This window comes from Puia sp. P3 (genome assembly GCF_050632245.1).
GTDB lineage: Bacteria > Bacteroidota > Bacteroidia > Chitinophagales > Chitinophagaceae > Puia.
The window spans coordinates 6529630-6554832 of the sequence record NZ_CP192583.1; the positions used below are offsets into that span (position 1 = coordinate 6529630).

General features: G+C 54.3%; 28 protein-coding genes. 1 reads left to right on the forward strand and 27 read right to left on the reverse strand.

From position 1 onward, the window contains the following. Window positions 1-162: 162 nt before the first annotated feature. From ACQ86N_RS41175 to ACQ86N_RS41290, 24 genes are all read right to left on the reverse strand, one after another. On the reverse strand, window positions 163-4743 hold the full coding sequence (locus tag ACQ86N_RS41175; RefSeq protein WP_431212107.1) for a hypothetical protein: 4581 nt from the start codon (window positions 4741-4743) through the stop codon (window positions 163-165). Between the two features lie 45 nt (window positions 4744-4788). Further along, the gene (locus tag ACQ86N_RS41180; RefSeq protein ID WP_431212108.1) at window positions 4789-5145 is read right to left on the reverse strand and encodes a hypothetical protein; all 357 of its coding nucleotides are present in this window, start codon (window positions 5143-5145) and stop codon (window positions 4789-4791) included. After that, on the reverse strand, window positions 5112-5459 hold the full coding sequence (locus tag ACQ86N_RS41185) for a hypothetical protein (RefSeq protein ID WP_431212109.1): 348 nt from the start codon (window positions 5457-5459) through the stop codon (window positions 5112-5114). Before ACQ86N_RS41185 ends, ACQ86N_RS41180 begins: the two co-directional genes overlap by 34 nt. Window positions 5460-5564: 105 nt before the next feature. Further along, window positions 5565-5789, reverse strand: a complete 225-nt coding sequence (locus ACQ86N_RS41190) for a hypothetical protein (RefSeq protein WP_431212110.1) — start codon at window positions 5787-5789, stop codon at window positions 5565-5567. After that, window positions 5776-6072: a hypothetical protein gene (locus ACQ86N_RS41195; protein ID WP_431212111.1), complete on the reverse strand. Its 297-nt coding sequence runs from the start codon at window positions 6070-6072 to the stop codon at window positions 5776-5778. Before ACQ86N_RS41195 ends, ACQ86N_RS41190 begins: the two co-directional genes overlap by 14 nt. A 50-nt stretch (window positions 6073-6122) precedes the next feature. Beyond that, window positions 6123-6371, reverse strand: coding sequence for a hypothetical protein (locus ACQ86N_RS41200; protein WP_431212112.1), 249 nt, complete (start codon window positions 6369-6371; stop codon window positions 6123-6125). Continuing rightward, on the reverse strand, window positions 6368-8905 hold the full coding sequence (locus ACQ86N_RS41205) for a hypothetical protein (protein WP_431212113.1): 2538 nt from the start codon (window positions 8903-8905) through the stop codon (window positions 6368-6370). Before ACQ86N_RS41205 ends, ACQ86N_RS41200 begins: the two co-directional genes overlap by 4 nt. Before the next feature lie 38 nt (window positions 8906-8943). After that, complete coding sequence (locus tag ACQ86N_RS41210) at window positions 8944-10128, reverse strand: hypothetical protein (protein ID WP_431212114.1); 1185 nt, start codon at window positions 10126-10128, stop codon at window positions 8944-8946. Window positions 10129-10222: 94 nt separating this feature from the next. Further along, window positions 10223-10909, reverse strand: coding sequence for a hypothetical protein (locus tag ACQ86N_RS41215; RefSeq protein ID WP_431212115.1), 687 nt, complete (start codon window positions 10907-10909; stop codon window positions 10223-10225). After that, window positions 10906-11685 (reverse strand): PA14 domain-containing protein, encoded by a 780-nt coding sequence (locus ACQ86N_RS41220; RefSeq protein WP_431212116.1) that lies wholly within the window; start codon window positions 11683-11685, stop codon window positions 10906-10908. Before ACQ86N_RS41220 ends, ACQ86N_RS41215 begins: the two co-directional genes overlap by 4 nt. A 176-nt stretch (window positions 11686-11861) precedes the next feature. Further along, window positions 11862-12665, reverse strand: coding sequence for a hypothetical protein (locus tag ACQ86N_RS41225; RefSeq protein WP_431212117.1), 804 nt, complete (start codon window positions 12663-12665; stop codon window positions 11862-11864). A gap of 86 nt (window positions 12666-12751) precedes the next feature. After that, window positions 12752-12940 carry a hypothetical protein gene (locus ACQ86N_RS41230; protein WP_431212118.1) on the reverse strand — a complete coding sequence of 63 codons (189 nt, stop codon included), beginning with the start codon at window positions 12938-12940 and terminating at the stop codon, window positions 12752-12754. Beyond that, complete coding sequence (locus ACQ86N_RS41235; RefSeq protein ID WP_431212119.1) at window positions 12904-13446, reverse strand: hypothetical protein; 543 nt, start codon at window positions 13444-13446, stop codon at window positions 12904-12906. The genes ACQ86N_RS41230 and ACQ86N_RS41235 overlap by 37 nt, the downstream gene beginning before the upstream one ends. 40 nt (window positions 13447-13486) lie before the next feature. Continuing rightward, complete coding sequence (locus ACQ86N_RS41240; protein WP_431212120.1) at window positions 13487-14584, reverse strand: hypothetical protein; 1098 nt, start codon at window positions 14582-14584, stop codon at window positions 13487-13489. A 10-nt stretch (window positions 14585-14594) separates the two neighbouring features. Continuing rightward, complete coding sequence (locus ACQ86N_RS41245; protein WP_431212121.1) at window positions 14595-14738, reverse strand: hypothetical protein; 144 nt, start codon at window positions 14736-14738, stop codon at window positions 14595-14597. Between the two features lie 10 nt (window positions 14739-14748). Further along, complete coding sequence (locus tag ACQ86N_RS41250) at window positions 14749-15033, reverse strand: hypothetical protein (RefSeq protein WP_431212122.1); 285 nt, start codon at window positions 15031-15033, stop codon at window positions 14749-14751. After that, window positions 15030-18350, reverse strand: a complete 3321-nt coding sequence (locus tag ACQ86N_RS41255; RefSeq protein WP_431212123.1) for a hypothetical protein — start codon at window positions 18348-18350, stop codon at window positions 15030-15032. The genes ACQ86N_RS41250 and ACQ86N_RS41255 overlap by 4 nt, the downstream gene beginning before the upstream one ends. Next, window positions 18350-18535, reverse strand: coding sequence for a hypothetical protein (locus ACQ86N_RS41260; RefSeq protein ID WP_431212124.1), 186 nt, complete (start codon window positions 18533-18535; stop codon window positions 18350-18352). The genes ACQ86N_RS41255 and ACQ86N_RS41260 overlap by 1 nt, the downstream gene beginning before the upstream one ends. Window positions 18536-18591: 56 nt before the next feature. Beyond that, window positions 18592-19722: a hypothetical protein gene (locus tag ACQ86N_RS41265; protein ID WP_431212125.1), complete on the reverse strand. Its 1131-nt coding sequence runs from the start codon at window positions 19720-19722 to the stop codon at window positions 18592-18594. Window positions 19723-19736: 14 nt separating this feature from the next. After that, window positions 19737-19904 carry a hypothetical protein gene (locus ACQ86N_RS41270; protein ID WP_431212126.1) on the reverse strand — a complete coding sequence of 56 codons (168 nt, stop codon included), beginning with the start codon at window positions 19902-19904 and terminating at the stop codon, window positions 19737-19739. A 55-nt stretch (window positions 19905-19959) separates the two neighbouring features. Then, complete coding sequence (locus tag ACQ86N_RS41275; RefSeq protein WP_431212127.1) at window positions 19960-20370, reverse strand: hypothetical protein; 411 nt, start codon at window positions 20368-20370, stop codon at window positions 19960-19962. A 116-nt stretch (window positions 20371-20486) separates the two neighbouring features. Then, the gene (locus ACQ86N_RS41280) at window positions 20487-21113 is read right to left on the reverse strand and encodes a hypothetical protein (protein WP_431212128.1); all 627 of its coding nucleotides are present in this window, start codon (window positions 21111-21113) and stop codon (window positions 20487-20489) included. Between the two features lie 609 nt (window positions 21114-21722). Next, window positions 21723-22562, reverse strand: a complete 840-nt coding sequence (locus ACQ86N_RS41285; RefSeq protein ID WP_431212129.1) for a DUF3108 domain-containing protein — start codon at window positions 22560-22562, stop codon at window positions 21723-21725. A gap of 133 nt (window positions 22563-22695) precedes the next feature. Continuing rightward, complete coding sequence (locus ACQ86N_RS41290; RefSeq protein WP_431212130.1) at window positions 22696-23550, reverse strand: lysylphosphatidylglycerol synthase domain-containing protein; 855 nt, start codon at window positions 23548-23550, stop codon at window positions 22696-22698. Between the two features lie 56 nt (window positions 23551-23606). On the opposite strand from ACQ86N_RS41290, the gene ruvC reads away from it, so the two are divergent. Continuing rightward, a complete protein-coding gene (gene ruvC, locus ACQ86N_RS41295; RefSeq protein ID WP_431212131.1) occupies window positions 23607-24200 on the forward strand; it encodes a crossover junction endodeoxyribonuclease RuvC in 594 nt (197 codons plus the stop codon). Window positions 24201-24312: 112 nt separating this feature from the next. Here the strand turns inward: ruvC and ACQ86N_RS41300 are convergent, their stop codons facing one another. Genes ACQ86N_RS41300 through greA form a run of 3 tightly spaced genes read right to left on the reverse strand, consistent with a single transcriptional unit; the run spans window position 24313 to window position 25173 of the window. After that, the gene (locus tag ACQ86N_RS41300; RefSeq protein WP_431212132.1) at window positions 24313-24528 is read right to left on the reverse strand and encodes an HIT family protein; all 216 of its coding nucleotides are present in this window, start codon (window positions 24526-24528) and stop codon (window positions 24313-24315) included. A 25-nt stretch (window positions 24529-24553) separates the two neighbouring features. Then, the gene (locus tag ACQ86N_RS41305; RefSeq protein ID WP_431212133.1) at window positions 24554-24703 is read right to left on the reverse strand and encodes an HIT domain-containing protein; all 150 of its coding nucleotides are present in this window, start codon (window positions 24701-24703) and stop codon (window positions 24554-24556) included. After that, entirely contained in the window at window positions 24700-25173 is a 474-nt protein-coding gene (gene greA / locus ACQ86N_RS41310; RefSeq protein WP_431212134.1) for a transcription elongation factor GreA, read from the reverse strand. Before greA ends, ACQ86N_RS41305 begins: the two co-directional genes overlap by 4 nt. Window positions 25174-25203: the final 30 nt, after the last annotated feature.

The following is a 25203-nucleotide window of genomic DNA, read 5'->3' on the forward strand; positions in this document are numbered from 1 at the left end:
ATTCCACAGTGATCAATTGCAACCCTTCGCTCGGGTCCTTCACAATCCTCGAGTTGAAAAAGTCGCCGGTAGACTGCCTGAGTTTCATAAATACGCCCTGAACGCCATTGCTGGTGGCATTTTGACGCCCAACTATGTATAGGGTGTCGCCAACTGCGCTCTCTAGTATCCCATATCCGTCATTCCCATCGGTAGTCCCGGTACCGCCATACCTTTTGCCCAGCTCAGGTTCCCCGATGCATCCAGCTTTAAGGCAAGAATCGTTGCGGGGCCAACATGGTCCTGGTCGATATCGTGATCTCCAACAATAGCATATCCCCCATCGCGAGTCTGAATAATGTCGACTGCCAATTCACCTCTTACACTTCCAAAACCGAATGACTTTTGCCATAGTGTATTGCCCGCTGCGTCAACCCGCACGACAAACACTTTACCTGTGGAATCATGGTTAATACCGGTTCCGTCATAATAAGCAACACCCACGGCCACATAGCCATTATCCGATGTCCGGCGGACCTTATAAAAGTTTGACTCCTGACTTCCCACGTATGACTTCTTCCACTGAACAGAACCTGCCGCATTGTAGCGGATCAGGTATGCGCTCGAATACCAGTCTGAGGACGTTCGCCTCATGCCGGCAAGCACGTACCCACCGTCAGGCGTACTCACAATACTAAACATGGTATCCTGTGCGCCGGAATTGAACAGCTCGGCGACCGTCTTTCCAAGACAGTTCTTCGCCACCGCGGTATCCTCCGGATGCGCCTTGCAGGTATCCATGAACTGCATATACTGCCAGGCCTGAAGGCTATAGCCCAGCCGGTTGTTCATGAAGTTCTGGAACAGCACATTCTTCGTTGCCTGGGCCGTATCCGAATCCGACGAATCGGACGGCACGATGCCCGGATACTGTACCTGGAACGCCGAATACAGGGAGTCGATCGTGTGACAAGAGGAACAGGTCTGGCCCGTGTGACACTGCATCGCCGGCGGCAAATAGATCGGCTTCGACAAATTCCGACAGCTCAGCGTATTCGTCGTATTGCTGCACATCGTCCGCAGCGTGTCCAGCTGGCCCTGGGTCAGCGTGATCTGCTGCGTCCGGGACAGGTAAGCGGCGAAATTGGCGTCGCCGTGGCCGGCCAGCAGATACCTGTTGTAAAGATCATTGATCATACTGCACTCGCAGTCCGAAGGCCTGCCATAAACGGGCTTCAGGCTATACACCGGCTGATTATCATAAGGCAGCGGCGAAGTGATCAGCTCCGCGTTACAATGCACCGCATCAGTGATGCCCTTCGAGAGGTTATAGTTGGTGATGATCTGCTGGAAATTGTTGACATTGTGGCCGTTGACGGGAATCGTCGTTGTACCTGGCAGGGAGCTCGCGCCATAGGGATGGTCGGCGTCGCAGGCCTGACGGCACAGCGTTTTAAGACCGCCGATCAGGGTATTCTTTAAATCCACGGTATCCGTATACAGCGTACAAGCGGTCAACTGCCTATACCACTGTATGGCATACGAAGAGACGTTCTGGTCGAAGTATTGCGCCAGCGAATCCCGCAGCCTCGCCTGCTGATTGAAGGCCGCAGTCGGGCTCTGCCCCGCATCGACGTAGTCCTGCAGAGAGGTCTGCCCCTTGATGGTCGAGCTCACGTCGGAAAACTCGGACTGGTGCTGGTGAGACTGCAGGTAGCTGACCTGGGGTAAAGCGGGATTGGCCCAGGTATTCAGCGGGTGACAGCCCGAAGGATTTGCCAGCAAAAGATCGGAGAAGAGCTGCTGTTTCCGCGCCTGGTAGAGTTCCCGGAAATGTCTCCAGGCCATGTCCAGGTCACCGGGGCACATCGCCGCGGCGAGACTCGGATCCAGCGGATTCTTAAATTTCTCGAAGCTCGCCTTGTCCCCCGAATCGCTCTTTACTATCGCCAGCGCAAGGCCCCACATGCTCATCTGAGCACCCTGTACGGTCGTATAGACGTTCAGCGCATCGGTGATCTTCGATCTATATGTGGAATTGGACGTCGCCAGCGGGTCGGGGTTCGAACTGGTCAGCGGGTTCATAAACCCGGCAGCAGACGCGTCGGCATAGGTGTCGATCGACTCCGCCTTCCTGTCCCATTGCAGGCTCAGGTTGTTGTTCTGCAGCACCAGCAGACGGCAGTATTCCGGATGGTAGAGCAGCAGCGAATCGGCCCAGGAAGCGCGGAAATTCGCCACGAACTGCGCACGCGACAAAGTATTCGGCGTGACCATCAGACCCGACTCGAGATTGTAGACGCTGTCGGGCTTTCCATTGACGTCGGTATATCGGATCGACGGCCGCTGGAACGGCGAGGCAAAAGATGTGTCGTCCCTCTTGAAATAAAAGATCGAATACTGGTCGGCGTCGATAGCCTTCAGCGTATCCGCGTACTGCCCGTAGGGCGGCGTCATATCCTGCAGCATCGCGCTGCGGATATCATTATAGGCCGTCGTCGTCTGACACAGGGCCGCACAGGCCGACATGGCGTTCTGCCAGGCGGAGTTGGCCTCCTGCTGATAGGTGGTGTCACCAGCGGACAGCCCGATCGACTTGTTGTAATTTGCCAGGAAGGTCGGCCAGTCACCGACGCTGGCCTGACAGGACGCACAGTCCGGAGAACACTGACCCGTCTTGCTTGCAATAACGGACTTCTGCTGCTGGATGAACTGGGTCAACGAGGTACAGGTGTTATTCGGGAGATAGATGCTGTCCCGGTAAAAATTATAGGCGTCTTTATTGACGGTCAGCTTTTTCGTGATCAGATAGCTGCCTTCCGGCAACGGCACCTGAAAACTAAAGTCAATGGCCGTGTCCTGGCAGGAATTCGCCAGCGTAGCCAGCGAGAAATTATGCCTGGACTGTGTATAGGCCTGGCCTCCCCAGGTGCTGTTGTTGCAGTTGTCCGTGATCGTGATGTCCAGATCGTAGCGGCAGGTATAGCAAATGGCCTGCTGATTGCAATTCAGTTCCTTCAGACTATCCGGAAGAAGGCTATAGTGAAAACTAAAGGTATCCGCCTTCGAAACCAGCAGACTCTTCTGGCTGACCATGCTCTGGTCCTGGATGGATGCCGTCGAAGGATCGGCCAGCGTCTCGGTAACAGACTTCGTATTGTTCGAAGCCAGGGGCGACATGCCCGCCGGCGCCGCGCCGGCCAGCGCCGTAGCGATCGTTCTGCCGTGCATATCGACATAGCTGACGCTGTACTGGCCGTTGGCGTCGCGGACCATGTTCTTGAAGTAGTGCGACTTGTCCCCCACCTCGGTCCCGAAAAGCGCGTCCAGCTCGTTCTGGTCGGGGGTGCCGTAATAATATTTTGTCTCGTGCCCCGTACCCAGCTGGTGATTCTTGCCTACACCTCCCTGACGGCTGATCCGTCCCGTATTGTCGGGCATATACTCGGTCTGTGTAAAGGGATAGTCCTCCGCGTCGGGGATGAACTGGTTCAGACCGATATTGGCCTGGGGGTTTTGGGGCGAATAGTACATGCTGGCGCCCGCGGTGTTGACCATCGAATCGGCGCGCGCGTCGCAGATAGTCTGCGTCGACGTCACCGTATCAAAATTGGCCTGGTTGTATTCCGCAGAATTATAGCCCTGGTTAAAGCCTGCCGTATATTTAATGATCGTGTTCAGCGTCGGCGCCGGCATCACCTGAAGAGCCGGTCTGCCCTGATAGTCGTAGTAGGTCTCGGCAACGACGGTCGTGTTGGTTGAATTGTCTTTGGTGACGGTCTGACGGCTGCGCAGGCTTCCGTCAAAATACTGCAGGACGACCTTTCTCTTCCCTTCTTCCGCATAGCTGATATTCGACTGCCAGTTCAGCGGCCGCTCGTGCCCGGTATAGGTATAGCGTCCTACGACCGGCGTGCCCGCCTCCGAGCTCCAGATAGCCGCAGTCACGGACCCGGCAGCACCCAGCTGTGTCGGCCGGACGCGCACAAAAACTGTCCCCGAATCGTCATAGATCAGCGGGATCCTATAAGAAGTACCGGTGGTAGTAACGCGCGTCGCGTTATTTTTAAAGATCAAACCCAAATCCAGGGGCTGGGTAGTATTGCGGTTAATATTATATCTCCCGTCCCGAAGCGCCGAGCTGTCGATATAGGTCCACTCCAGATCATACTGGTCTGCCCCGACAATGGCATTCCAGCTGACGGGCAGCTCGTCGGCTGTGGTATCTCCCGATGGACTGATCGTTATATTGCCGATCGTGGCCTTGCAATTGAACGCAAATACCGGCCAGGCGGTCAGCTGGTTCTCAACCAGCAACACCGAGGTCGGGTCCCATCCTGTAGCGTCCGTCGAATCCGAGATCACTTTTACCGTCACCTGGTGCGCTCCCTGAAATACAAAGCTGCTGCGGCTGTTATACGTGGCTGAAGAATCATAGTTGACCGTGAAACTCCGGTTGACCGTATCGGTATGGCCTGCCGAGTCCCAGGATATGTGCAGTTTGACTGTCACGCTGAACTTCGAAGGCATATATCGGGTCGAGGCCTCGTTGATCATCACCGTCACCTGGTTCTGCACGGTATATGAGCTGCTGAGCAGTCCGGCGTAGGCGGGATTATAAAAGGCCGAATCCTGCACCGTAATGGTGGAATCCTTCTGGATCTGGTGACGGGAGCCATCCAGTACGGCCAGCGCCTTTACCTGTCCTCCTCCGCCCCCGGCAAATGTCGCCTGGAAGCCAGCTACGATACCCGCAAGCACCATAAGAAGCCGTAAACTATATTTCCGCAAAACTTGCATAACTCAGGATTATAGGTTTGAAGAAGCTAATAAAATATGATAGTCCTTATAGCGGCCGCTGGGCTCAAAACGGCCGGCAGCCAGCTTGTTAAAGAATTTGTCCTCTTTGAAAACGCCCTCGTCGAAATGCCCGTTCTGATACCCGCTGAATACGATCTCCATCTTCCCCTGGGCCTGATAGGGCGACGAATTGCCCGGCCGGTCGACCATTTCTTTCCCTGCCGCCAGGGCCGTGTTGACCCAATAGTCGATCCTCTTGAAATAGCCCGTCCGGCTATCCGCCCGGATCTCCATCCGCGAGTACGGCTTGCCGGGAGGGAACTGAAGACTCATCAGGTCCTGCTCGCCTTCCTTTCTGACGAGCACCCGGATACCGCCCAAATGTGCGAAGACGCTGTCGAGCATCGCCAGGGATTGCCGGTATTGGCCCGGTGCGCCGCGGCCAGATAGATGGTCTTCTCGTCTTCGTTGACCTGAATGGAATACTTGTCGTTGACGACGGTCTCCGTGCCCTGCATCATGAGTCGGCTCCTCCCCTTGTCCATCTGGACCTGACCGGATAGCGAATCCAGAATGGAATTGGGTTTGTCGGCATTGGAGTAGTAGTAGCCGATATTGAATCCCAGATACCGTGCCTGCTCGTAGGCATGCTGGATCTTTTGGACAAAGGCGCCGACCACTGGCCGCGCTGTCCTGCGCCCGCAATGTCCCTCCGGCAAAAAGTAAACAGACAGCCAATACAAGTATTTCCCTTTTCATAAGCCAAAATTTCATTGTGGTCTCTTTTATTCGTCTTTCAATAGTGCGCTACGTGTTTCCTTGATGGTCATGATCCCTCTTTCCGTCTCTTTCTTCACGCGGATCAGCGTTCCGTCGTCGTCGTATTCGTAGTACGTGGCGTAGTTGTTCTCATCCAGTTCGGCCATCAGCCGCAGGTTCACCGGATTGTATACATAGGATTTCATCTCCGCATTGAAAGGATGCAGGCGGATGTCGTCAAAATAGGTCACAGACGAAGCCGATGCCTGAAGGGTAAGACTGACGGAGACGGCATTTGCCGGAACGGTCACCACTCCCTCGTAGCGCTGCCACCCTTCGATCATATTTCCGGAAGCCTGCAGCGAGACGGATGAGCCTGCCGCCGCCCGACAGGCTAAATCCGACCAGGATATGGTTGTTGGCATAGGTCTGGCAGGTGCAGCTGTCTTCTTCCTTCACCCATGCGCCTACCAGCATTTTCTTTCCGGCGAAGGGTTTGAAGGGAGGAACGACACTCGTTGCAGAGGCTTTCATCCCGGCAAAACGGGGGCCGCTGCCGCAAACGCCTGCTCCAAGCGTGTCTGTCAGGACGGGATTTTCCGGGTCGGGGGCCGCCGCCACCAGCGCAGGCCTACCATACTGATCGAACTGCCGGAAGCCACACGCAGGCTGTACAGCCCCGAGTGGGCCATCGAGTCGGATATATTTGTCAGGTAGGAAGAGAAGTCGAACGGTCTCGCCTCTGCGCAGGTGCTGTCACAGCTGTTGGGAACGAAGCCGTAGTCTTCAAAACCTTCGAAAGCGGACTCCTGATAGCGGCTGTTCTGGATCACCGCCGTAGGCAGGGTAAGCCCATATCCATAGATACCGGAGTTGTAGCGGCCCAGGGGTCCTTATTCTCCAGCTCGAAGCCCTTTCTGTTGAAGAGGGTGGTCTGGCTGTTCCAGACCCAGCGGGTCGTGTCATAAGACGGAGACCAGACTCCGGAGCTAAGCGTCCAGAACGGAGCAAAGCTGTTGATGACGCCGGCCGTCCGGATATCGACAGTCGCATTTGGATCTGTCTCCTTTCTGCGGCCGTAGTATACATAGGACCGCTGTGGCCGGTAGTTACCGGTGATCCCGTATTTGAACGGATTGACCAGCGTATCCGTAATGGCACTGTAGCAGGAGCGGCCGTATACGGTAGTACAGTTGACGGTCGAATTGAACGCCAGCAGAGCTCCGCTGGTGTCGCCTCCGTGATAGCGCAGATATTTAACCTGCAGCACGGGGCGTTTTGTCGAATCCGTGTAGCGCGGGGAATAATAGGTCGCGTAGTAGTTGCCAACGCCGCCGGCCAGATAGGGCGGCACTGCCTGAGCGGCGATCATCGCCGAGTCGAATCCGAAGGTAGAATGCATCCCTCCGGCGCCCTGAGCCAGTACAAAAGCGGTAGACGCATAGCTCCCGTGGATATATCCGTTGACGTAGTTGGTCAGGTCGAGGGACAAGTCCTGGAATGCCGTTGTATTGGCCGCGCCGCTAAAAAACGGAGTGTAATAGGCCTGGTAAAGCATTGTATCCAGTGGCTGGTGAGGGAACCAACCGGCGGGCTGCGACAGGGAAATCCCGATGGAATCCTGCGGGTTGGTCGAATTGGCGTTGGAATATTGCGGCGGCAGGTGCCCGCGCTGGTCGGCGTGCAGGATCAGCTTTGCAGACAGAACGCTGTCGCCGGGCAAGATCCGGTCGAGACGGCCGAAATTCAGGACCGGGGACGCATTGCGGGAGATGCCTCCGACGTTGAGGCTGTTCTCCACGAGCAGTTGGTCCGACAAAGAGTCCGTCTGCAGCAGCGAGTCGACGTAGGAGGGACAGCTGGTGCCAATGGAAGAGATCAGGTTCACATAAGAATCGGGACTGATGTTCAGCGTTACCGTGTCCGGTCCGGGGATAATGGCGCCGGGCGTTCTGAAGCGGACGTTGCCCTGGCCATCGCAATAGCTGGTCATGCTGTAGAGGTTCAGCGGCATGCCCGAGACGTTCTGTATGGAAACGATGTCCTTGCCGATCGCGGCCATATATACGGTACCGTTAGGGTTTGGCGTCATAACGTGGAAGGTCATGGAAGCATTATTCTTCAGGATGGTGCAGCTGTTGACGTCGATACCTGCCTCGGCCGCGAGACTACCGACCGTCTCGTGCGGGAAGAGATAGCTGGAATATAGTTTGTGGCTCGAGATGAGATAGGCAAAGAACGGCTGCAGACAGGTGCAACCTTCGGTCGCTGCGAGCGCGCTATCTTGCGGCGTATAGACGCAGGCGGACAGGACGTTGGACCTCCTTTTGTCGGAAACGCGCCATTGCTGCTGCATTTCGGCGGCCGAGGCCGTGATCACCCTCCTCGACGAATCGAGGACCAGATGATATCCGCCCACGCCACCCGGGACCATCGGATTGTCCAGCGAGGTGATGGCACCAACGCTTCCACCGATGTTGCGGTAACCCGACCTTACCACCTTCAGTGAAACGTCGTTACCCGAGAACGGTGTACCGAACTGGTCCACGATATACGGTACAGGGGTGCCTCCGTTCGAAGGAATGGAATCTACGACCCAGAGCTGGTAGCTGTCGGGGAAGGACTCCGGAACGATCTTCGTGGTATCGCAATTGGGGATGACCGTCACCCGGCTGTTGACGAGCAGCTCGTCACCCGGTGTAAAGAAGGATGAAGCCGGTCCACCCAGGCTACTTGTGATCCTGCCCTTATCGATCCGCAGGTGGTCGAAGCGGACGCCGATATTCTGATAGGCCGGTCCGGCTCCCTTATACGCCCAGTGCGAAGGATAGGTGAACTGGAAGAGCGAATCGTCAAATTCGTTCTGGGTCCGGACGAGGATCGGATCACCAGTCTCCCCGTCATAAAGGAGGTTCTTGCTCGAGATCTTGCTGCCTTTGTCAATATGCACCACGCTATCCAGAATGCCGTAGCGCTGGATGATCTTGGTCAGGGCAACCGAGCGGAACTGCGTCGTCTCGTGCTGGTAAAGATTGAGGAGGTCGGGCAGGGCCAGCGGCCAGATGCCCGCCATAAACACGTCGACGTTGACATTGATATTAGCGCCTGTACCATTGGACACGTGCTCGCGCATATCGGTCATTAGCTCGGCATCTTTTCCGATGGAAGCATTGCCGTCGATATTGCCCTGTGGGTCTATCGCCGCCACGGTATTGTTCAAGTGCTTGAACTCGACATTTTGGTTGTCTACCTTATAGTAGTTGGCGGTATAGCTGAGCGGATGTACGGAATCGGTCTCCGAATAGGTCGCCTCGGTCTTAAGCTTGCCATTCATGTCGTTCAGTTCCACTTTGAAGCCCTGCGACACAGAAACGAAGTTCTTAAAGTTGATGCGCAGGAAATTACTCAGGATCGGTTTGTATCTTTTTTGGTGTCCGGGTCGATCCTGGTATAGTCCCACTGCGTCGGGAAGTCATAGCTCGTATAGAACGTCGACTCTGAATAGCCGTTGGCGGACTTAACATTGGCTGCGTGTATCGTGCGGACGCGCACTTTGCTGTACCCGACGGTCGGTCCGGGGAAGAAGGATTCGCCGAGCGGCTCCTCCGAGTATTTCATCGCTGCAGGGGCAAGCATGGAGACCTTGTCCAGGTATTCGATGGGCAGGTGGAAAGGATTCTCTTCTCCGCCCAATGAAGGTTCCCAGGCGGCCACCCCGCTGCTGATCTTCGTCATTATGCCGTTGACCGAACGGGTTGTCGTATAGTCGTAGTTCTGACCGTATACGGCTTCCCGCTGTTTCTGTTTGGTCATGTTCTTCCAATTGTCATAGATCAGGACCGATCTTACCCGAAGACCGCCGCCGAGTTTTTTGAGGAAGGGATCGTCCAGCCGGACGAAGGACCTGGCCGACGTATCGACGACGCTGCACCAGCCGTTGCCCCTTGCGGTATTGTTGTACCCATTGAACAGGCTGACGATATTAGTCAGCATGCTGAGCAGGATCTTCAACCCGTCGGTAACGGTCAGGTCGTCGTTCAACTCAGATCCCGGATAGGCTTTCGACGGGAGATTAAGCCGGAGGTAATTGATGGCAGTCTGGGCCAGCGGGCTGAGGCTTCCGTCCTGGTCGCCCGCTGCGTTTACGCCTTTTACCTTGATCCAGATGGTATGGCTGTTGACAATTCCATACCAGTTGCCCGCGGCAACGTCCGGATCGGCGTAGCAGGGTACGTAATCGGAGCCGCTGCCAAAATCGTCCTTCGGCATACCGATATAGAGTCTGAAGAATAATTTTCCGATGCCGTCGAGATAGCGGGCATAGAGGTCCGCCTTTGATGTAGGCGCGTAGGGCACGTTGACATAGACATAGAGTCCGTCGCCCTTAAAGAAGTTATAGAGCCGGTTCGAAAAGTGGACTGAATCCGATCCGATACCCGCAATGCGGCACATCAGCGCAGACCGCCTGTTCTGGACGAAGGCATAGTCGTCGCTCTCGTATTTCACTTTGATCCGGCCGCCGGAAGGCAGCTGTATCGAATCGAGCATCCAGGCCCCGGCATTGGCGGCGGCGGTTGCGCTGTCCTGCAAAGCATAGGGATACTCCGAATTGGGGATGGGGTTGCCGGTGGTAGACCCGGGATTCTGTGCAGGGTCCTTATAGCTGCCCCATTTATCGGTCTGGCTAAAGCCATAGGCGCGGGTTCGTGCTGTTGTAGTTGAACACGTAAGGATTACGCGTGACCTTGTTATTCCCGTTGTAGGTAAACCAGATCTTTTTCAGGGTCAGCTTCCCGGAGTCGTTGACGTGCGAGTTGATCCCACGGCAAAGCTCGTAGGAATATTCAAAATGCACCGTCTTTATCGGGATGGCAAAGGTATCATGGGCCATGAAGTCGGCCTTGGAATAGAGGTTGATCTCTTTCAGGCACATCGCCTTCCCTGAATTGCTCTTGGTCCCGACCTCGCTGATCTCCATCAGGTCGGCCCTGGGCTGGAGCTTGAAGGTAGCGACCATCGTTTTGGATTCGATCGTATGGAGATACCAGAGTTCTTTCGAGCCCGAGATATAGTGTCCCTTGTCGTCGCGGTCGTAGCTGCGGAACCCTTCATTATATGTCGCGGAAGAGTCATAGGGGGCGCGCCAGCCATAGGGGTTGGCGATGCCCGCGGTCTTCGAATAGTTGAATTTGACGGCGTCTCCGAGGTCGTCATCGCTGATCCCGTCTCCTGTCACGTCGACGTAGTCGGGGCTAAGGATCCCCGTCAGCAGGAAGGAGTGGGCATAAGCGGGCAGTTCCTGTCTGCTGTAGTAGCCGTCCTTTCCGCTATTGTTCCTGACCGAGTTCTGGTCTGAGCTGTAGGTAGTCATTCCTGTGAGTATGTTCCCCGGCCCTTCTCCACGTTGAAGCTCGATTCCTTCTGGACCAGATTGTAGACGGGAATGCCATAGACGTATTTTCTTCCGTCGGGGTTGAGGACGTCGATCTCGGAAATATGATTGGCTTTACGGAAGCTGTTGACCCTGTCTTCCTGTGTAAGAAACTGATTGACGGGGACCGTATCGGAAAACACCGGCGGAAACAGGTATTTCTTCGTGACGAAGTCGGGACTGTCGTGGTCGAAAGCGTCGGTACCGGTGTAGTCGGGTCTTCTCCACATCCATCTGATGAAAGCCTTTTGCGCCCCGTCAAGAAATTCCGCGCGGACATTATACATTTTTCCGGCAACCAGCGTCACTTGTTTTGTGTCCCAAATGTCGCGGTGCATATGCCAGTCGTCGACCAGGAGCGTGTCGTCCAGCCAAAAACGGAATCCGTCGTCCATTCTGAAGCCGAACGTATAGGTCCCGGAAACAGGCGCCTTCAGTCGTCCCAGCCAGCGAATGGTAAAGTCTTTGGGAAAGCTGGGATCGGTTCTGTTGCGGAAGCCATGAAAGTCGTAATTGAAAGGGCTCTGGTCGTTCCAGTCGAAGTTGATCGCTGAGTCCTGGACGATATTCGGCGTGCCTTTCAACTCGATGTTCCGGAAGTAATAGCCATAGAGGCCGGTGCCTACGCCTGTGTCGGCTGGCGGCGCGTCATTCATGCAGGAATGTCCGAACTCGTTGACGGTATAGCGGTTGATATACTTGTCCAGTCCCGACACCGACGCCTCCTGGGCGGTCAGGTAGGATATGACCTGGCTTCTTTTGTCCCCTGGTCTTCCTGATTGCGCTGTCGGATTTCAGCGTATCGACGCCGAGTTTTTGTGCGCCTTTATAGAGGCCGAGAAGATTGGAGTGGTAATGGAAGGGCCGCCTCCGGGCTGTGCCAGCTGAACGGCTACGGTATTGTCGCCGCCGATCTGGTTGTAAAAAGCGGTCGTATTGATGGTCTTCTCTCCCGGGTTGCGGAAATAGACCGATTCGAAGTTGCCGTTGCTTTTGCGAAAATCGACGGTGTTGCGCAGGGGTTCTCCGCGAGCCAGGGGCCGGCCTGAGAGACGGAATAGTTGGCGTTGAGGTCGGTTCCTCCGTGTACAAGATTGCCGGCGCCAAAGTCGATGCTCAGTTTGCCGGTGGTCGTTTTGCTGGAGGTCAGATGGTCCGCGATGAAACCAATATCGCCTCTGTATGCGCGGAACATCCCGCCGTTGCCTTCACCCGAGATGCTGAAGATATCGTAGGTATAGGAGGGGACGGCGATGTTCGGGATGGCCGGGGTTTCGCGGTACTCCATTTCTTTTTCCCGATTGAAGTCCGTCAGCGCGGACCATGCGCTGCCTCTGTTCTGAAAATTGAGATAGCCATAGGCCGGTACCAGCATGGCGGTGTCGTCTGCGGCTATATATTCCCTTCCATAGGAGCCGGCGAGATAGAAGTCCGGGTGGCTAACGGCGTATTCAAAACCGGGTTTGGCGGTAAACGTAAAATTGTAGTTGGTCATCGGAATCGAAATGCCCGGAGTGTAGGTGGACCAGGCAAAGGAAATGCCGGCCATGGGAAGGCCGTAGCCGACGTCCCTGATCTTACTCTGATCGTGTACTTTTTGGAGCACGCTCGAGTTGAGGCCGAGCTGTAGTTCCCTGATGCCTGACCTCGGAATTATAAGGCGCGTTGAGCTGTAGTCCAAGAGAGGCATTCCCATCGCTGCCAAAGTCCTTGGACAGTAGAGTAAAGCCCAGACTCGGATTGACCGTTATCCCTTCCTGCGAATTGTCGGTGATACTCAGCTTACCTGTCAGATGGCCGAACGATTTGCTGCCTCATGCTAAGAGAAGGATTCACGTTGGCCTCGAGGCCCCATCCCTTGTAGGTCGAATGAAAGATCCCGCCGCCCCATGCGGCCAGCGGCACACCCATGGTCTCTATATCGCTGCTCATGCTCACACCCCAGTTGATATTGGGTTTGATGGAGGCCACTTTTTGAGCGTGTCGTCACCGCCGTTGAAATCATCGGGCAGGCCGCGCATGTCGCGGGTAATGCTGCCCGGATTGATATTCCATCCCAGGCCCACCCAGCTGGCGTCTTCGTCCATCGAACGGCCGCTGTGGTAGGAGATATTGACGGGGTAGCCGCCGACGTCGAGCAGGGGGATATTGTAGGAGAAATCGCCCGAGAACAGGTCGACCATATTGTTGGCGTTCACGGGGGAGAAGGACTGCATTTCCGGCTGGCTGGGGCCGCCGATGAATGGGGCTGCCGCGGTGGTGATGTAGGATTCGGTGCCGACGGTTTGGGATTCGGCTGCGGCCGGCTGCTCCATGCGCCTTCCGGACAACGGCAGGTCGAGGATGATCGTCCCGCGGGTCACGCTGTTGTAGTAGCGCAGGTGCCCAGCTGCGCCCATCAGCAGATCAGAATAGAACACGATGTACAGGAATAAGGCAATATGTTTTCTAAATCGCTGAGCTAGAACTACTATCATGGTAAATAGTCTTTAAGTCGTTAATTCGTGATGAACAGGGCTATCTGCCGGATGTCCAGGTAAATTTCAGGGTCCGGGTTTCGTTGCGGCTATTGACAAATTGAAACAGGTATATTTTACCGGTGCTGTATCTGGCGGCCAGCGGCACTTCCAGCAGGTTTCGTCCCCTGTCCAGCGTGAGCCGTCCCTTCTGTACGACCGGATTGCCCGGCTCCTGTATGCTGCTGATGGTAAATTGGACGACGCTGTCGGCCGGAACATTTTCGTAGGTGAATTTTAGCGAGCTTCCGGCGGATGCAACGGCCGGATCAAGGCCGCGTCTGAGTTCGACGTATGCGGAATGGTCCGTGCGCAGTGTAGGCTTCGGCGGCGTCGTCACCCGGAAGGTCCATATATCGCTCATAGCGGCCGGCTGGCCGGCATTCATCGCCACTATGCGCCAGGCATAGAGTCTTCCTGTATCGAGGCTCCGGTAAGAAGGAGGATAGTTCAGATAAAGATTCCTGATAAAGCCGCCGCTGTAGACGGGGATATTTTGCTCTACGGCATCCGCCTTTCCCTGACCCGGCAGGACCTCGACCAGTACCATTGCGTAGCTGAGGTCGCTGAAAATACCGGGCGGCGTAGGAGGCAGCCATGTGAACTGCGGCCAGGCGGAATAGGTGCTGCCTTCGTCGACGGGTGTATTCAACAGGGGTGGACTCAGCGGGTCGACGGAAAGCTGGATGCAATTCTCCACCACCGGCCTGTCCTTGATACCGGTATAGACGGTATAGCAAGCCTGATAGTTCCCGATCGGAAGCATCCCATTCGCATCCCTGTCTCCCGGAATGGCGGGACCGTTATAGGTGTATTCGATCGGCCCCAGGTCTTTGGCCTGTATCTGCCGGGCGCCCCTGTCCAGCACAAAGGGAAGGGTCGTGCCCGTCAGTACCGGCTGGTTGGTCTTCAGGTCCAGCAGCACCATCGTGACGCCCACCGTCAAGCTGCGGTTTCCCGTATTGACCAATAGCATGTTCCAGAGTTGGTTCTTTACCAGCACACCGACAGGCGGCACCTGGAGGGTCATGTTGATCTGCGCCCGGGAGAACATGGACAGCAGAACCAGCAGACAGAGAAGTAATCTTTTCTTATACATAAACATCGGTTCAAAATGTTTTTAAATAGGTGAGGCGACCTGTATTGTCCGGCACGAGCTGTTTGTTCATGCCGGGGATGAATCCCTTGTCGGCAGACAGCTGTATCTGTCCGAGCCGGTTTAGCTGGACGCCGGCCTCCGCGGAATAGCCCAACTGATCGATATTATATACCGTTTGTCTGTTGTATTTGATACCCGCGCCGACGGTGGAGGTTCTTTCCGATCGAGTGCTGGACCTTGCCTTCGAGCATATACAACTCGTAGTCCTGGTTGGACGCCCCCGAAGCATTCAGCTGGAAGGTGAACTTGTCGAGGAAGAGGGACTGGCTCAGCATCAGGTTGCGGGTATTGAAATAGGTAAATCCGGAATCGCTGGCGCGGTTGTAGAACTGTGTATATACCAGAGAGCTGTTCATCATGAGCCCATGCCATACATAGGAATGCGTCATGTTCCCGACGAGCGTATAGAACAGGTTCTCGAGGTACTGGCCGTTGCCCAGCTTAGTGATCTGGCTGCTCGGGAAATAACCCATCGAGATGATCGGCCAGTTCGTTCTCCGGAACGTTGCCGCTGCAGGCTCTTAAAGACGGTCGTGCTCTTGTACTCCTGTCCGATCAGCGGATTGCTGAAATCGTTCGTATTGGCGCCGGCCGTGACGTCCAGCTGCTTCTTAAAGAACAGCTGATTGACGCGGGCGCTCCATGCGCTCTGGGCCGAGCCGTCGGTGAAGATGCTAAATGACTGATAGTTGACGGCAAGGTGTTTGTAGGCGGCCTTTATCCTCGTCTGCGTCGCCGGGAAAAAGGCGTTGACTTTTGCCGACCAGGCCTCGTTGCTGTGGTCGTTCATTCTGAACAGCTGCGCGCCGGGGCTGTTCCCTTTCGCGGTATCCGAATAAGAGGGAGACGAAGATTTGGCGATCTCGCCCGTAAAAAGAATATTTTTTGTGAGGTGGTAATTGCCTTCCAGCGTGAGTCCCATCAGGAAGGAAGAAGGCACCTGGGCCGTCGACGTGTCGCCGGTGGCCGCATTGTACAGCTGACGGCGTCCCATGAAATATGTCAGGATCACGCTGTTGCCGTCTTTCAGTCCTTGTCCGATGCGATAGATGTTCAGGTATTGGTGGGGCTGGTTGGGCTGCTGTACGATAAAGTCGCGGAAACGGTAGTCGACGCTTCCCGCCGCGAAGGCGTAGTAGCTGGACGGGTTGTACTCCGCCTGGACGCCATTCACGGAGATATTTTTGGCAGACAGCTCAGAATAGTTGACGACGGTACGGCCGATATTAAAGGACTTGATCGCCATCAGGGTCTTATAGCCTTTCGGCAGGGAAGAATCGCTGAGTCCCAGTGCGGGCATCTTCTTGCGCAGCTCTGCGGGGTTGTTCATTTGCTGGATCTCGGCCAGCGCGCCGGTGGTCCCGGTCTGCGTACGCTGGTGGGCTACCTGCAGAAGACCCTGCAGCGCGGCGATCTCCTTTCGGATCGAGTCGGCATCTTTTGCCTTGCTGGCATAGATGGAATCCAGGCCGTCCATCGGTGGATGTGTATTTGCTGAAGTATCCGAGCCCTGTAGTCTCTTTCGCACTTCTCTTTCTCTCGCTTCGACCATTTGCTGCTTCGGATCGACGTTGGGCCTCCACTGGTCCAGGCCCTTTAGTCGATGCCAGTCGGCGTTCAGCGCCCGCTGGAGGCTGTCCAGCTGTCGTTGGCCGGGCATGCCGCGCAGCAGCTGCTGGCGTAAGAGGTCTTTTATGTGCTGGAGAAATCCGTTGTTGTTGTAGGAGAAATTATAGTCGGAATAGTTGCGGAACAAAGATGAATTGCTAAAATGGTTGGTCAGATAGATGCGGAACGGGTATTCGCCTTTCACCAGAATGTCGAGCCAGGTCTGCACCGTATGCTGGTAGATATTCTGTTCGTTGTATGGCGTATCGATGCGCGAGTAGTAGTTGAGATTGTAGAGGACATTGCCGTGGATCTGAAGGAACGGAACTCGCGGCGCGGGTGCTGCCGGCGGGGGTGCGGGGGCTGGAGTATGGGGGGCCTGATAGTCCGCGGAATCCCTGGGGAGGGGAACGAAGAATGTGATCTTGCAGGAACCGTGGTCGAGGGATGGGACAAAGCGCTCCGGGTCGGGCGCGGCGGAGCTGTCGACAGGGGCCGGGCGCGGCATGGCTTTTTTTGTCGCCGGGAGGGTGTCTTTGGCTTTTATCGGGTGCCCGGCGTGGAGGTAGCGTTCCGCTGCGTGCAGGGCGGAGTCCTTTCGGGCGGTGGTCTGGCGCTGATACCCGGACAGCGTGCCGGCCGGCGATACCGACTGGCCGAGCGCCGCGGTCGTGAAGATTAAAAGCAATATGGTTATCCCAAATTTCAATTTCGCTATTTCGATTTTATGAGGGCTTTCAGTTCTTTGATTTCTTCTTTCATCGCTTCCATTTCCTTCTGCTGGGAAATAGTGTAAAGCGTCAGTTCTTCTATCTTTTTCAGCAGTGCGGCCTGAGTGTTCCCGACGTCGACGCCGTCTTTTTGAATGCTGGCTGCCGAAGGAATTCCGGGCAGGTGTTTGTTCTGCCGGATATAGTCCTCCAGCTTCGTTGAGGGGCATGCGGAGGTAGGCGCTGTCGAACACATAGTCCGGCCAGTCTTTGGTCGTGAGGGTGAGTTGCTTCGCTCTGATCGGTCCGTTCACCGCCAGGGAGGAGTGAAGGATTTGGTTTTCTGCCAGCGATGAGGCGCTGCGGTAAAATAGATTGCCGCTGGCGTCTGATACCAGTACCCGGGTTTGTGTGGTATCGCTGATGAGACCGGTGAAGCGAACCGTGCCTGTGGTGTGGAGCTGGGCCTGTGGGGTTGTGGTGCCTACACCTACATTTCCGTTCTTCAATACCCGAAAGACGACGGTATCGAATTCCTTTACTGAGAGGAGAGGGTCCAGCCTATTGGTATCGCGGGTGTTCCGTTGGATCACTACGCCGTCCATACCGTTGTAGCCTCCCGAGCTGAGGTACACCGGCGTTGCGTCCGTGAATACATTTTGCAGGCCGTAGAAATCGATATAGTTGCTTGGGGAGTAAAGAGAGATATTGCTTGCTCCTGGTGAGCCGGCAATGTAGAATGCCTTGATGCCCCCATGGCCGGCGAGAGCCGTATCCAGTATCGTCGTATCTCCGCCGAAGCGAAACTGGAAACCCGTATTGCGGGTTGCTGTCTGGAAGATCATATTGTGTCCGTTAAAGCCCAGACTACCGTCATAACTCGTACCCGTCTGAAAATTAAGATGAACGCGGTTGCCGTCTGGCAGTCGTGGATAAGTGTTGATACATTCAGTGCCGTTCACCTGAAGTTTGTAGGAATTATCGATAGTAGTAGTGCCGACGATCAGATTGCCTTTCTTCGACAGTCTTGTTTGAGGGGTATTGCTGGTATACAGGTCGAGGTGATTGCTGTCGGTGGTTCCAAGCACGCCCGTGGCACCAAAGGCATTTCCGCCCTGTACCCAGGCGTTATTCTTCCATTTCACGGTGTCGCCGCCGACGAGATAGGAGGTATCGGTTAGTTTTAGGGCTCCTCTCTTAAAGATCGTTCGCCCGTTGCCCGTATTAAACAGGAACCCTGGTATACCCTGTGTATGATTTTCGAGGATGAGCTCGGCGGAATCGCAATTGGTGATCTTTACGCTGTCTGCCTTGATGTTATAAACGTACTGGGCGTTGATTGCCAGGCTGATTATCAGGAGACCGGAAAGGATTATAAAGTGTTTCATTATTTGCCCGCTTGATTGGTAAGAAGCCGTTCGAGTCGTTCCAGCCGGTCTTTCAAAAGGCCGATCTCAGCCTTCTGCTCGCTGACCTTTTTGTCCTGCCCGATCGTATACAGCGTGAGTTCTTCTATTTTTTTCAGGAGGGCGGCCTGTGTCTGGCCGACGTCGACGCCATTCTTTTCCGCCACTTGTTGCGGGTATTAGTCCGGGAAGGTGGTGGTGGTTGCGGATATAGTCCTGTACTTTAGTCAGTGGTAATAGCTGATAGGTGCTGTCGAATACGTAGTCGGGCCAGTCTTGTGTCGTGAGGATAAGTTGTTTTTGCTTTGATCGGTCCGTTGACGGCCAGGGAGGAGCGGATCAGCTGGTTGTCGGCCAGGGAGGAGGCACTGCGGTAAAACAGATTGCCGCTGGCGTCCGATACCAGTACGCGGGTTTGTGTGGTATCGCTGGTGAGGCCGGCAAAGCGCACCGAGCCTGTGGTGTGCAGCTGGGCCTGCGGGGATGTGGTGCCCATACCTATATTCCCACTTTTACACACCCTAAAGACGACGGTATCGAATTCCTTTACTGAAAGTAGAGGGTCGACCCTCGCAGTGTCGCGGGTATCTCTCGTAATGACTACTCCGTCCTGACCGCTTTGCCCTCCGGATGTCAGGGTAATTGGTGAGGAAGTAGTGATGATATTCTCGAGATCCACGATATCGATATAATTGCTAGGAGACGAAATAGTAATATTATCCCCATTCCTCGCATCCAGATTAATCGCCTTTACCCCGCCCGTGCCCAGTAGACTCGTGTCACCCCCAAATCTGAATTGGAAAAATGACGAGGTACAGCAGGATTGCATGACTACGCCATGTGTAATAAACCCTATTTGTGCGCCGAAGCTGCCTGCTCCGCCTAAAACAAGGGGAATCAGTACCCCGCTTTCGCGAATGGGGGCGTTTATAAAGGCGCTGCCATTCACCTGAAACCGGTACGAATTATCGGTGGTACTGCCGATCAGGAAGTTGCCAGTCTTTGTGATTCTTGCCTGTGGCCTATTGCTTGTATACAGATCAAGGTGATTGCTGTCTGTGGTCCCGAGCACGCCTGTAGCGCCGAATGCGTTTCCTCCCTGCACCCAGGCGTTGTTCCTCCATTTTACGGTGTCGCCGCCTACGAGATACGAGGTATCGGTCAGCTTCTGCGCTCCTCTTTTAAACACGGTTCTACCGTTGCCAGTGTTGAACAGGAAGCCGGATACACCCTGTGTATGATTCTCGAGGATCAGTTCGGCGGAATCACAGTTGGTGATCTTCACGCTATCTGCCTTAATGGTATAAACATACTGAGCGCGAAGCCCGAGACTTGTCGCGACTAAGGCGATCAAAATCGATAGTTGTTTCATTTTTTTCCTTGTTTATCGAGGAGAATCTTTTCCAGCCGTTCCAGTCTATCCTTCAAAAGCCCGATCTCCGAGTTTTGTTCAATTGTATAGAGAGTCAACTCTTCTATCTTTTTCAGGAGGGCGGTCTGTGTCTGGCCGACGTCGACGCCATTCTTTTCCGCCACTGTTGCGGGTATTACTCCGGGGAGGTGGTGGTGGTCGCGGATATAATCGTGTACTTTAGTCAGTGGTAACAGCTGATAGGTGCTGTCGAATACGTAGTCGGGCCAGTTTTTGGTTGTGAGAGTCAGGCGCTCCGCGGTGATCGGTCCGTTGACCGCGAGTGATGAGCGGATCGAGCTGGTTGTCGGCCAGGGAGGATGCGCTGCGATAAAAGAGATTGCCGCTGGCGTCTGAGACCAGTACGCGGGTTTGTGTGGTATCGCTGGTGAGCCCGGCAAAGCGCACGGTGCCTGTGGTGTGCAGCTGGGCTTGCGGGGACGTAGTGCCTACGCCTACGTTGCCATTTTTACATACCCTAAAGACGACGGTATCGAATTCCTTTACTGAAAGTAGAGGGTCGACCCTCGCAGTGTCGCGGATATCTCTCGTGATGACTACTCCGTCCTGACCGGGCTGACCTCCGGACATCAGATAAATTGGGGAGTTGGTTGTAACGACATTTTGAAGATTCCAGATATCGATATAATTACTTGGAGAGGAAATAAGAAGATTATCCCCGTTCCTCGCATCCAGATTAAGCGCTCTTACGCTGGGTGTGCCCAACAAGCTGGTATCTCCGCCAAACCGAAATTGAAAAAAGAGCTGGTGCTGCAGCAGGTTTGCATTATCAAACCATGCGAAAGATATCCGATCTGTCCGGCCATACCACCGCCTGCCCCTAATACAAGAGGGATCGCGACTCCGCTGGGGCGCACGTCTGCATTTAGATAAGTGGTGCCGGTGTTTACCTGAAACTTATAGAGGTTATCGACCGAACTGCCGATCAGAAAATTGCCGGACTTTGTGATCCGCGCCTGACGGGTATTGTTCGTATACAGATCGAGGTGATTATTGTCAGTCGTCCCCAGGATACCCGTAGCGCCAAATGCGTTTCCTCCCTGCACCCAGGCGTTGTTCCTCCATTTCACCGTGTCGCCGCCGACCAGGTAAGAAGTATCGGTCAGCTTGATCGCGCCCTTTTTAAATATCGTCCTTCCGTTGCCGGTATTGAACAGGAAGCCTGCCACATTCTGTGTATGATTCTCGAGGATCAGTTCGGCGGAATCACAATTGGTGATCTTGACGCTGTCCGCCTTAATGGTATAGACATACTGTGCGGAAAGTTCATGACATAGACAGGTCAGTACGCAAAGGAGTAGCAATCCACGCATATCAAATCGTAGTTTAGTATAATTGAAAGATCAGGACAATAGTCAGCCAATCACACGGAGAGACCGTGTGTCAAAAGCAGCAGCAGACTGTCAACAGTCGCCTACCGGCGCTGGTAACAAAAGATAGCTGGCAATAAATAAAACGGCTGGATAAATGATCGCCCGGAATGGGGCAGTGATCGTCGCGAACCCGGCAGGCGCAATAGTAAGGCACCCCCGAAGAATGGTAAAGAGGATAGCATGGCTAATAGTTACGTTTAGTGGTAGTGTTTAGATAAGTGCGGGAACGGATCGGAATGGTGAGACCAAACTAGGAAAATATTATAACACCACCTAGAGGTGCGCATTAAGATTTTTTTAACAGAAGTTGCTAAAAGAATAACGACCCGTGTCGATTTTGGCAATAACTGTGTAACAGTTGAGGCTAACCGCGTGCGATTCCCGGCTATTAGCGTGTAGAAAATTTTAGTAGTCTCACCTGGGAAAAACCCTTAGAGAGAATTTTTAAAATCGAGTACTTTTACTCGACAGATTGTGGTTTTATGAAGGAGTTTTACCAAACATCCCACGCCCTTTATCAGGCGGATCCGGGAATCCATTTGAAAAAATTTAGAGATCGACGAGGGAGCTCAGGGGATATCGCAGGTTTCGGTAGTAGGACATATCGACCGAGACCTTGCCGACTGTGATCGGGCTCTCGATGCGGACGGCGATATGATTCGGGTCGTCGGTTACCCACACTGTCATCTTTTCTCCGCCTTCGAACATTGTTCCTTTGACAAGCAGGGGTCGGAATTTGATGGTGCGGAATTTTGCGTAGGAGGTGCGGATGGTCTCTTTTCCGAGATAGCGCACGTAGAGATGGTGGACGGTGCGATCGAGGAACATATCGAACGGGACCGTATCGTTGGGGCGCAGACGGGAGAAGTCGATATTACGCGCATAGAAGATGGCGCTGACCACGTCCTGGATGCACTCGGGGACTTTGAAGACTCCCGCCTTCATGATCGCCGTATTGGTGCTCTTGATGAAGCTGACGTTCTCGTAGGTCTTGTACCCGCCTTCGTCGACGTCGCGGATGAACTTATAGGGCTGGAGCGTCGCGGTATCGACATAGGACTCGTACTTGTCGCGGACGCGGAAGAATTTGTCATAGAAGGGATAGGTGTGTCCTTCGCCGATGATATGGTATACGTCCTTGCCGTTGAAGTGCTCGAATGCAGTATTGAAAGAAGCTTCGCCGGCGGTAGCGAATTTTACGCCGGCCACCGAATAGGATACTTTGTAGGTCAGGCTCTCGCCGGGCAGGAACGCCTTGTTCCGCATACCGCCGCAAAAGGAAGGGGGTTCACCGGCGACAGGAGATAAGGAGGGTGTCTGTCTAACAGCCAGCAAGGGGAAAGATACCGCCGTCAATAAAATGATACTTACCGTAATAATTACTTTCATCGACTTTTGAATAATTTGATTCTTAGAATTAACAGACTTCCTATCAGAGCCGGTATGATTAAATTTACTAGCCAGATCGCAAAGCTGGCGGCAAAAATGCCTACCAGGTTGGAACTGAACAACTCCAGTACTTTTATGCTCGCCCCCATCTCAGTCCCAGTTCGGTCAGGAAGGTGAAGGTCGGAATGATCGCCATGGCCAGAAAGACCACACTCATCCCCCCGAAGACCTCCGCGAACCCCATATTTACTCCAAAAACGGGAAAAATCAGGCTATATTGGATTATAAATACAATATATCTGCCAAAAGATAAGAACAATATTTTCAGTAAGATCGTTGCCTCAAAATTTTGTAAAACTTTTATATAAGCCGCATATTTCCGGGCGAAGGGGATCTTCGCCACGAGGTCGGCGATCCAGGATATTCTGAAATAAATAAATGTTAAACATATCAGCAGGGCGAGGACGATGAGGAACAGGGCCTGAAACCCCAGATTAAGGCCGGCCGGCTGCCCAAACCGCAGCCTGGCGATGGGCCACAGCCAGAGGATGCCGCCAAGCCCCGCGGCCAGTGTGATCAGCAGCTGGGCGATACTGCACGTGATGGTAAGAGAGATCGCGGAGATCCGGTGCCCTTCTTTAATATACAATATACGCCCCAGGTATTCCCCCATTCTGTTGGGAGTAAAGGAAGCCAGGGTGACCCCGGTGAATATGGCGCTTACTGCGTTCTTCAGTGACACTCTTTCGACAGACCGAAGGGCCAGTTGCCATTTGCGGGCTTCTATTCCCCAGTTGAGAGGCATCAGGACCACAGCCAGCCACAGCCGCCACTGCAGGGGGCCGGTAATAGCGCGTCCAACCTCTGTCAGGGAGGCCCTCCAGTTGACCTGGTGCGTGATCTGTCTGCCGATGAAATAGGAGAGCAACAGGAATACCGCCGGCCCGAGAAGATACTGCAGACGACGACGCCCTTTGGGGTTGGCCATTATTTTAATACTTTTGTTCAATACCGCCCGATCGGCGGTAAAAATAAATCTTCCCGTTGCAAAAGCAATCCAAAATAATTCTGGGCATCGACCCTGGCATGGTGGTTATGGGGTATGGACTCGTCCGGTGCACGGGCAATCAGCTGCAGCTGCTCGAAATGGGGGTCCTTCGGCTGCCCACCCGGGAAGACAACTATATCCGGCTGCAGTTGATCCAGCAGAAGGTGCAGGCGCTGATCGTCCAGTACGGTCCCCATGACTTCGCGATCGAGGCGCCGTTCTTCGGAAAGAATGTGCAGAGTATGCTCAAGCTGGGCCGGGCCCAGGGCGTCGCCATCGCGACGGCCATGCACGCGGGGCTTACGGTCACGGAATATTCGCCGAAAAAGGTCAAGCAGTCTATTACCGGCAATGGTAGTTCGGAGAAAGAACAGGTATGGAAGATGCTGCAGCGGATACTTTCGCTGGAGGAGGAAATTCCGGCTTATGATGCGAGTGATGCCCTGGCGGTGGCTATCTGCCATCATTTTCAGACCCAGACGGAGAAGAAGTTGGGTAGTAGTGGGGTTGAGACGAAAAAGAAGGTGAGTAAGAAGAAGGCGGGGAGTTGGGAGGATTTTATAAAGAAGAATCCGGAAAAAGTTAGATAGACCCGGGGCCGGATGGTTCACGCGGATGGCCCGACGGTTCACGCCCAGGTTCCCACGGTTCACGGGTCCTGGCCTGATCCAGAACGGTTCACGCCCGCGGCGGGCCCTTTCCTTAAAGCAGATCGAGAATTTTTCCCTGTGAGGCCTTTAGCTGCTCGGGCGAGAGCTTGAGTTTGGGCCGTGTAAAATTGAGGTCGTCCGAGTTGTCGATCGGGACGAGGTGAAGGTGAGCGTGGGGGACTTCCAGCCCTACGACGGAAAGACCGCAGCGATTGCAGTCGAACGCCTGCTCGATCGCGTGTGCGATCGGCTTTGCGAAGAGGAGCATTTCCGCCAGGTATGCGTCGGGGACGTCAAAGAATTTGTCGACCTCCAGCTTTCGGGATCACAAGCGTATGTCCCTCACGGAGAGGGAAGATATCAAGAAAAGCGAAGAACTTGTCGTTCTCCGCTATCTTGTAAGATGGTATTTCTCCCGCTATTATTCTGGAAAAGATGGTCACACCGTAATGTTTTCAATTTTGAATTGCAGCTTGCCGGCGGGTACCTGGACATCGGCGGTCTCTCCTACCGTTTTTCCCAGCAGTCCCTTTCCGATGGGGGAAGTGACGGAGATCTTACCCAGTTTGAGGTCGGCCTCTTTCTCGGAGACCAGATGATAGGTCATTTGTTTTTTATTGGTGAGGTTCGTCACCGTGACCTTTGTCAGGATCGACACCTTGCTGGTATCGATGGTTCCTTCGTCGATGATACGTGCATTCACAAGGTCGCTTTCCAGCTTTTGGATCTTGGCCTCGAGCAAGCCCTGGGCTTCCTTGGCCGCATCGTATTCAGCATTCTCCCTCAGGTCGCCTTTCTCCCGTGCTTCGGCGATTGCCTTCGAGGCCGCCTGCCTATCCACAGTTTTCATCTTTTGTAATTCGGCCCTCAGGTGATCCAGCGCATCTTTTGTAAAATAAGTGAACCCACTCATAATTACCTCCTTAAATTTTAAGTGGACGAA

Bases quoted from the DNA above. Each gene is read 5' to 3' on its own strand.
- ACQ86N_RS41175 (WP_431212107.1), bottom strand. From the start codon at position 4,743: ATGGTGCTTGCGGGTATCGTAGCTGGCTTCCAGGCGACATTTGCCGGG.
- ACQ86N_RS41195 (WP_431212111.1), bottom strand. From the start codon at position 6,072: ATGAAAGCCTCTGCAACGAGTGTCGTTCCTCCCTTCAAACCCTTCGCC.
- ACQ86N_RS41215 (WP_431212115.1), bottom strand. From the start codon at position 10,909: ATGACTACCTACAGCTCAGACCAGAACTCGGTCAGGAACAATAGCGGA.
- ACQ86N_RS41225 (WP_431212117.1), bottom strand. From the start codon at position 12,665: ATGGGAATGCCTCTCTTGGACTACAGCTCAACGCGCCTTATAATTCCG.
- ACQ86N_RS41235 (WP_431212119.1), bottom strand. From the start codon at position 13,446: ATGATAGTAGTTCTAGCTCAGCGATTTAGAAAACATATTGCCTTATTC.
- ACQ86N_RS41240 (WP_431212120.1), bottom strand. From the start codon at position 14,584: ATGTATAAGAAAAGATTACTTCTCTGTCTGCTGGTTCTGCTGTCCATG.
- ACQ86N_RS41250 (WP_431212122.1), bottom strand. From the start codon at position 15,033: ATGACGCATTCCTATGTATGGCATGGGCTCATGATGAACAGCTCTCTG.
- ACQ86N_RS41255 (WP_431212123.1), bottom strand. From the start codon at position 18,350: ATGAAACACTTTATAATCCTTTCCGGTCTCCTGATAATCAGCCTGGCA.
- ACQ86N_RS41275 (WP_431212127.1), bottom strand. From the start codon at position 20,370: ATGTCCGGAGGTCAGCCCGGTCAGGACGGAGTAGTCATCACGAGAGAT.
- ACQ86N_RS41280 (WP_431212128.1), bottom strand. From the start codon at position 21,113: ATGCGTGGATTGCTACTCCTTTGCGTACTGACCTGTCTATGTCATGAA.
- ACQ86N_RS41285 (WP_431212129.1), bottom strand. From the start codon at position 22,562: ATGAAAGTAATTATTACGGTAAGTATCATTTTATTGACGGCGGTATCT.
- ACQ86N_RS41290 (WP_431212130.1), bottom strand. From the start codon at position 23,550: ATGGCCAACCCCAAAGGGCGTCGTCGTCTGCAGTATCTTCTCGGGCCG.
- ACQ86N_RS41300 (WP_431212132.1), bottom strand. From the start codon at position 24,528: ATGCTCCTCTTCGCAAAGCCGATCGCACACGCGATCGAGCAGGCGTTC.
- greA (WP_431212134.1), bottom strand. From the start codon at position 25,173: ATGAGTGGGTTCACTTATTTTACAAAAGATGCGCTGGATCACCTGAGG.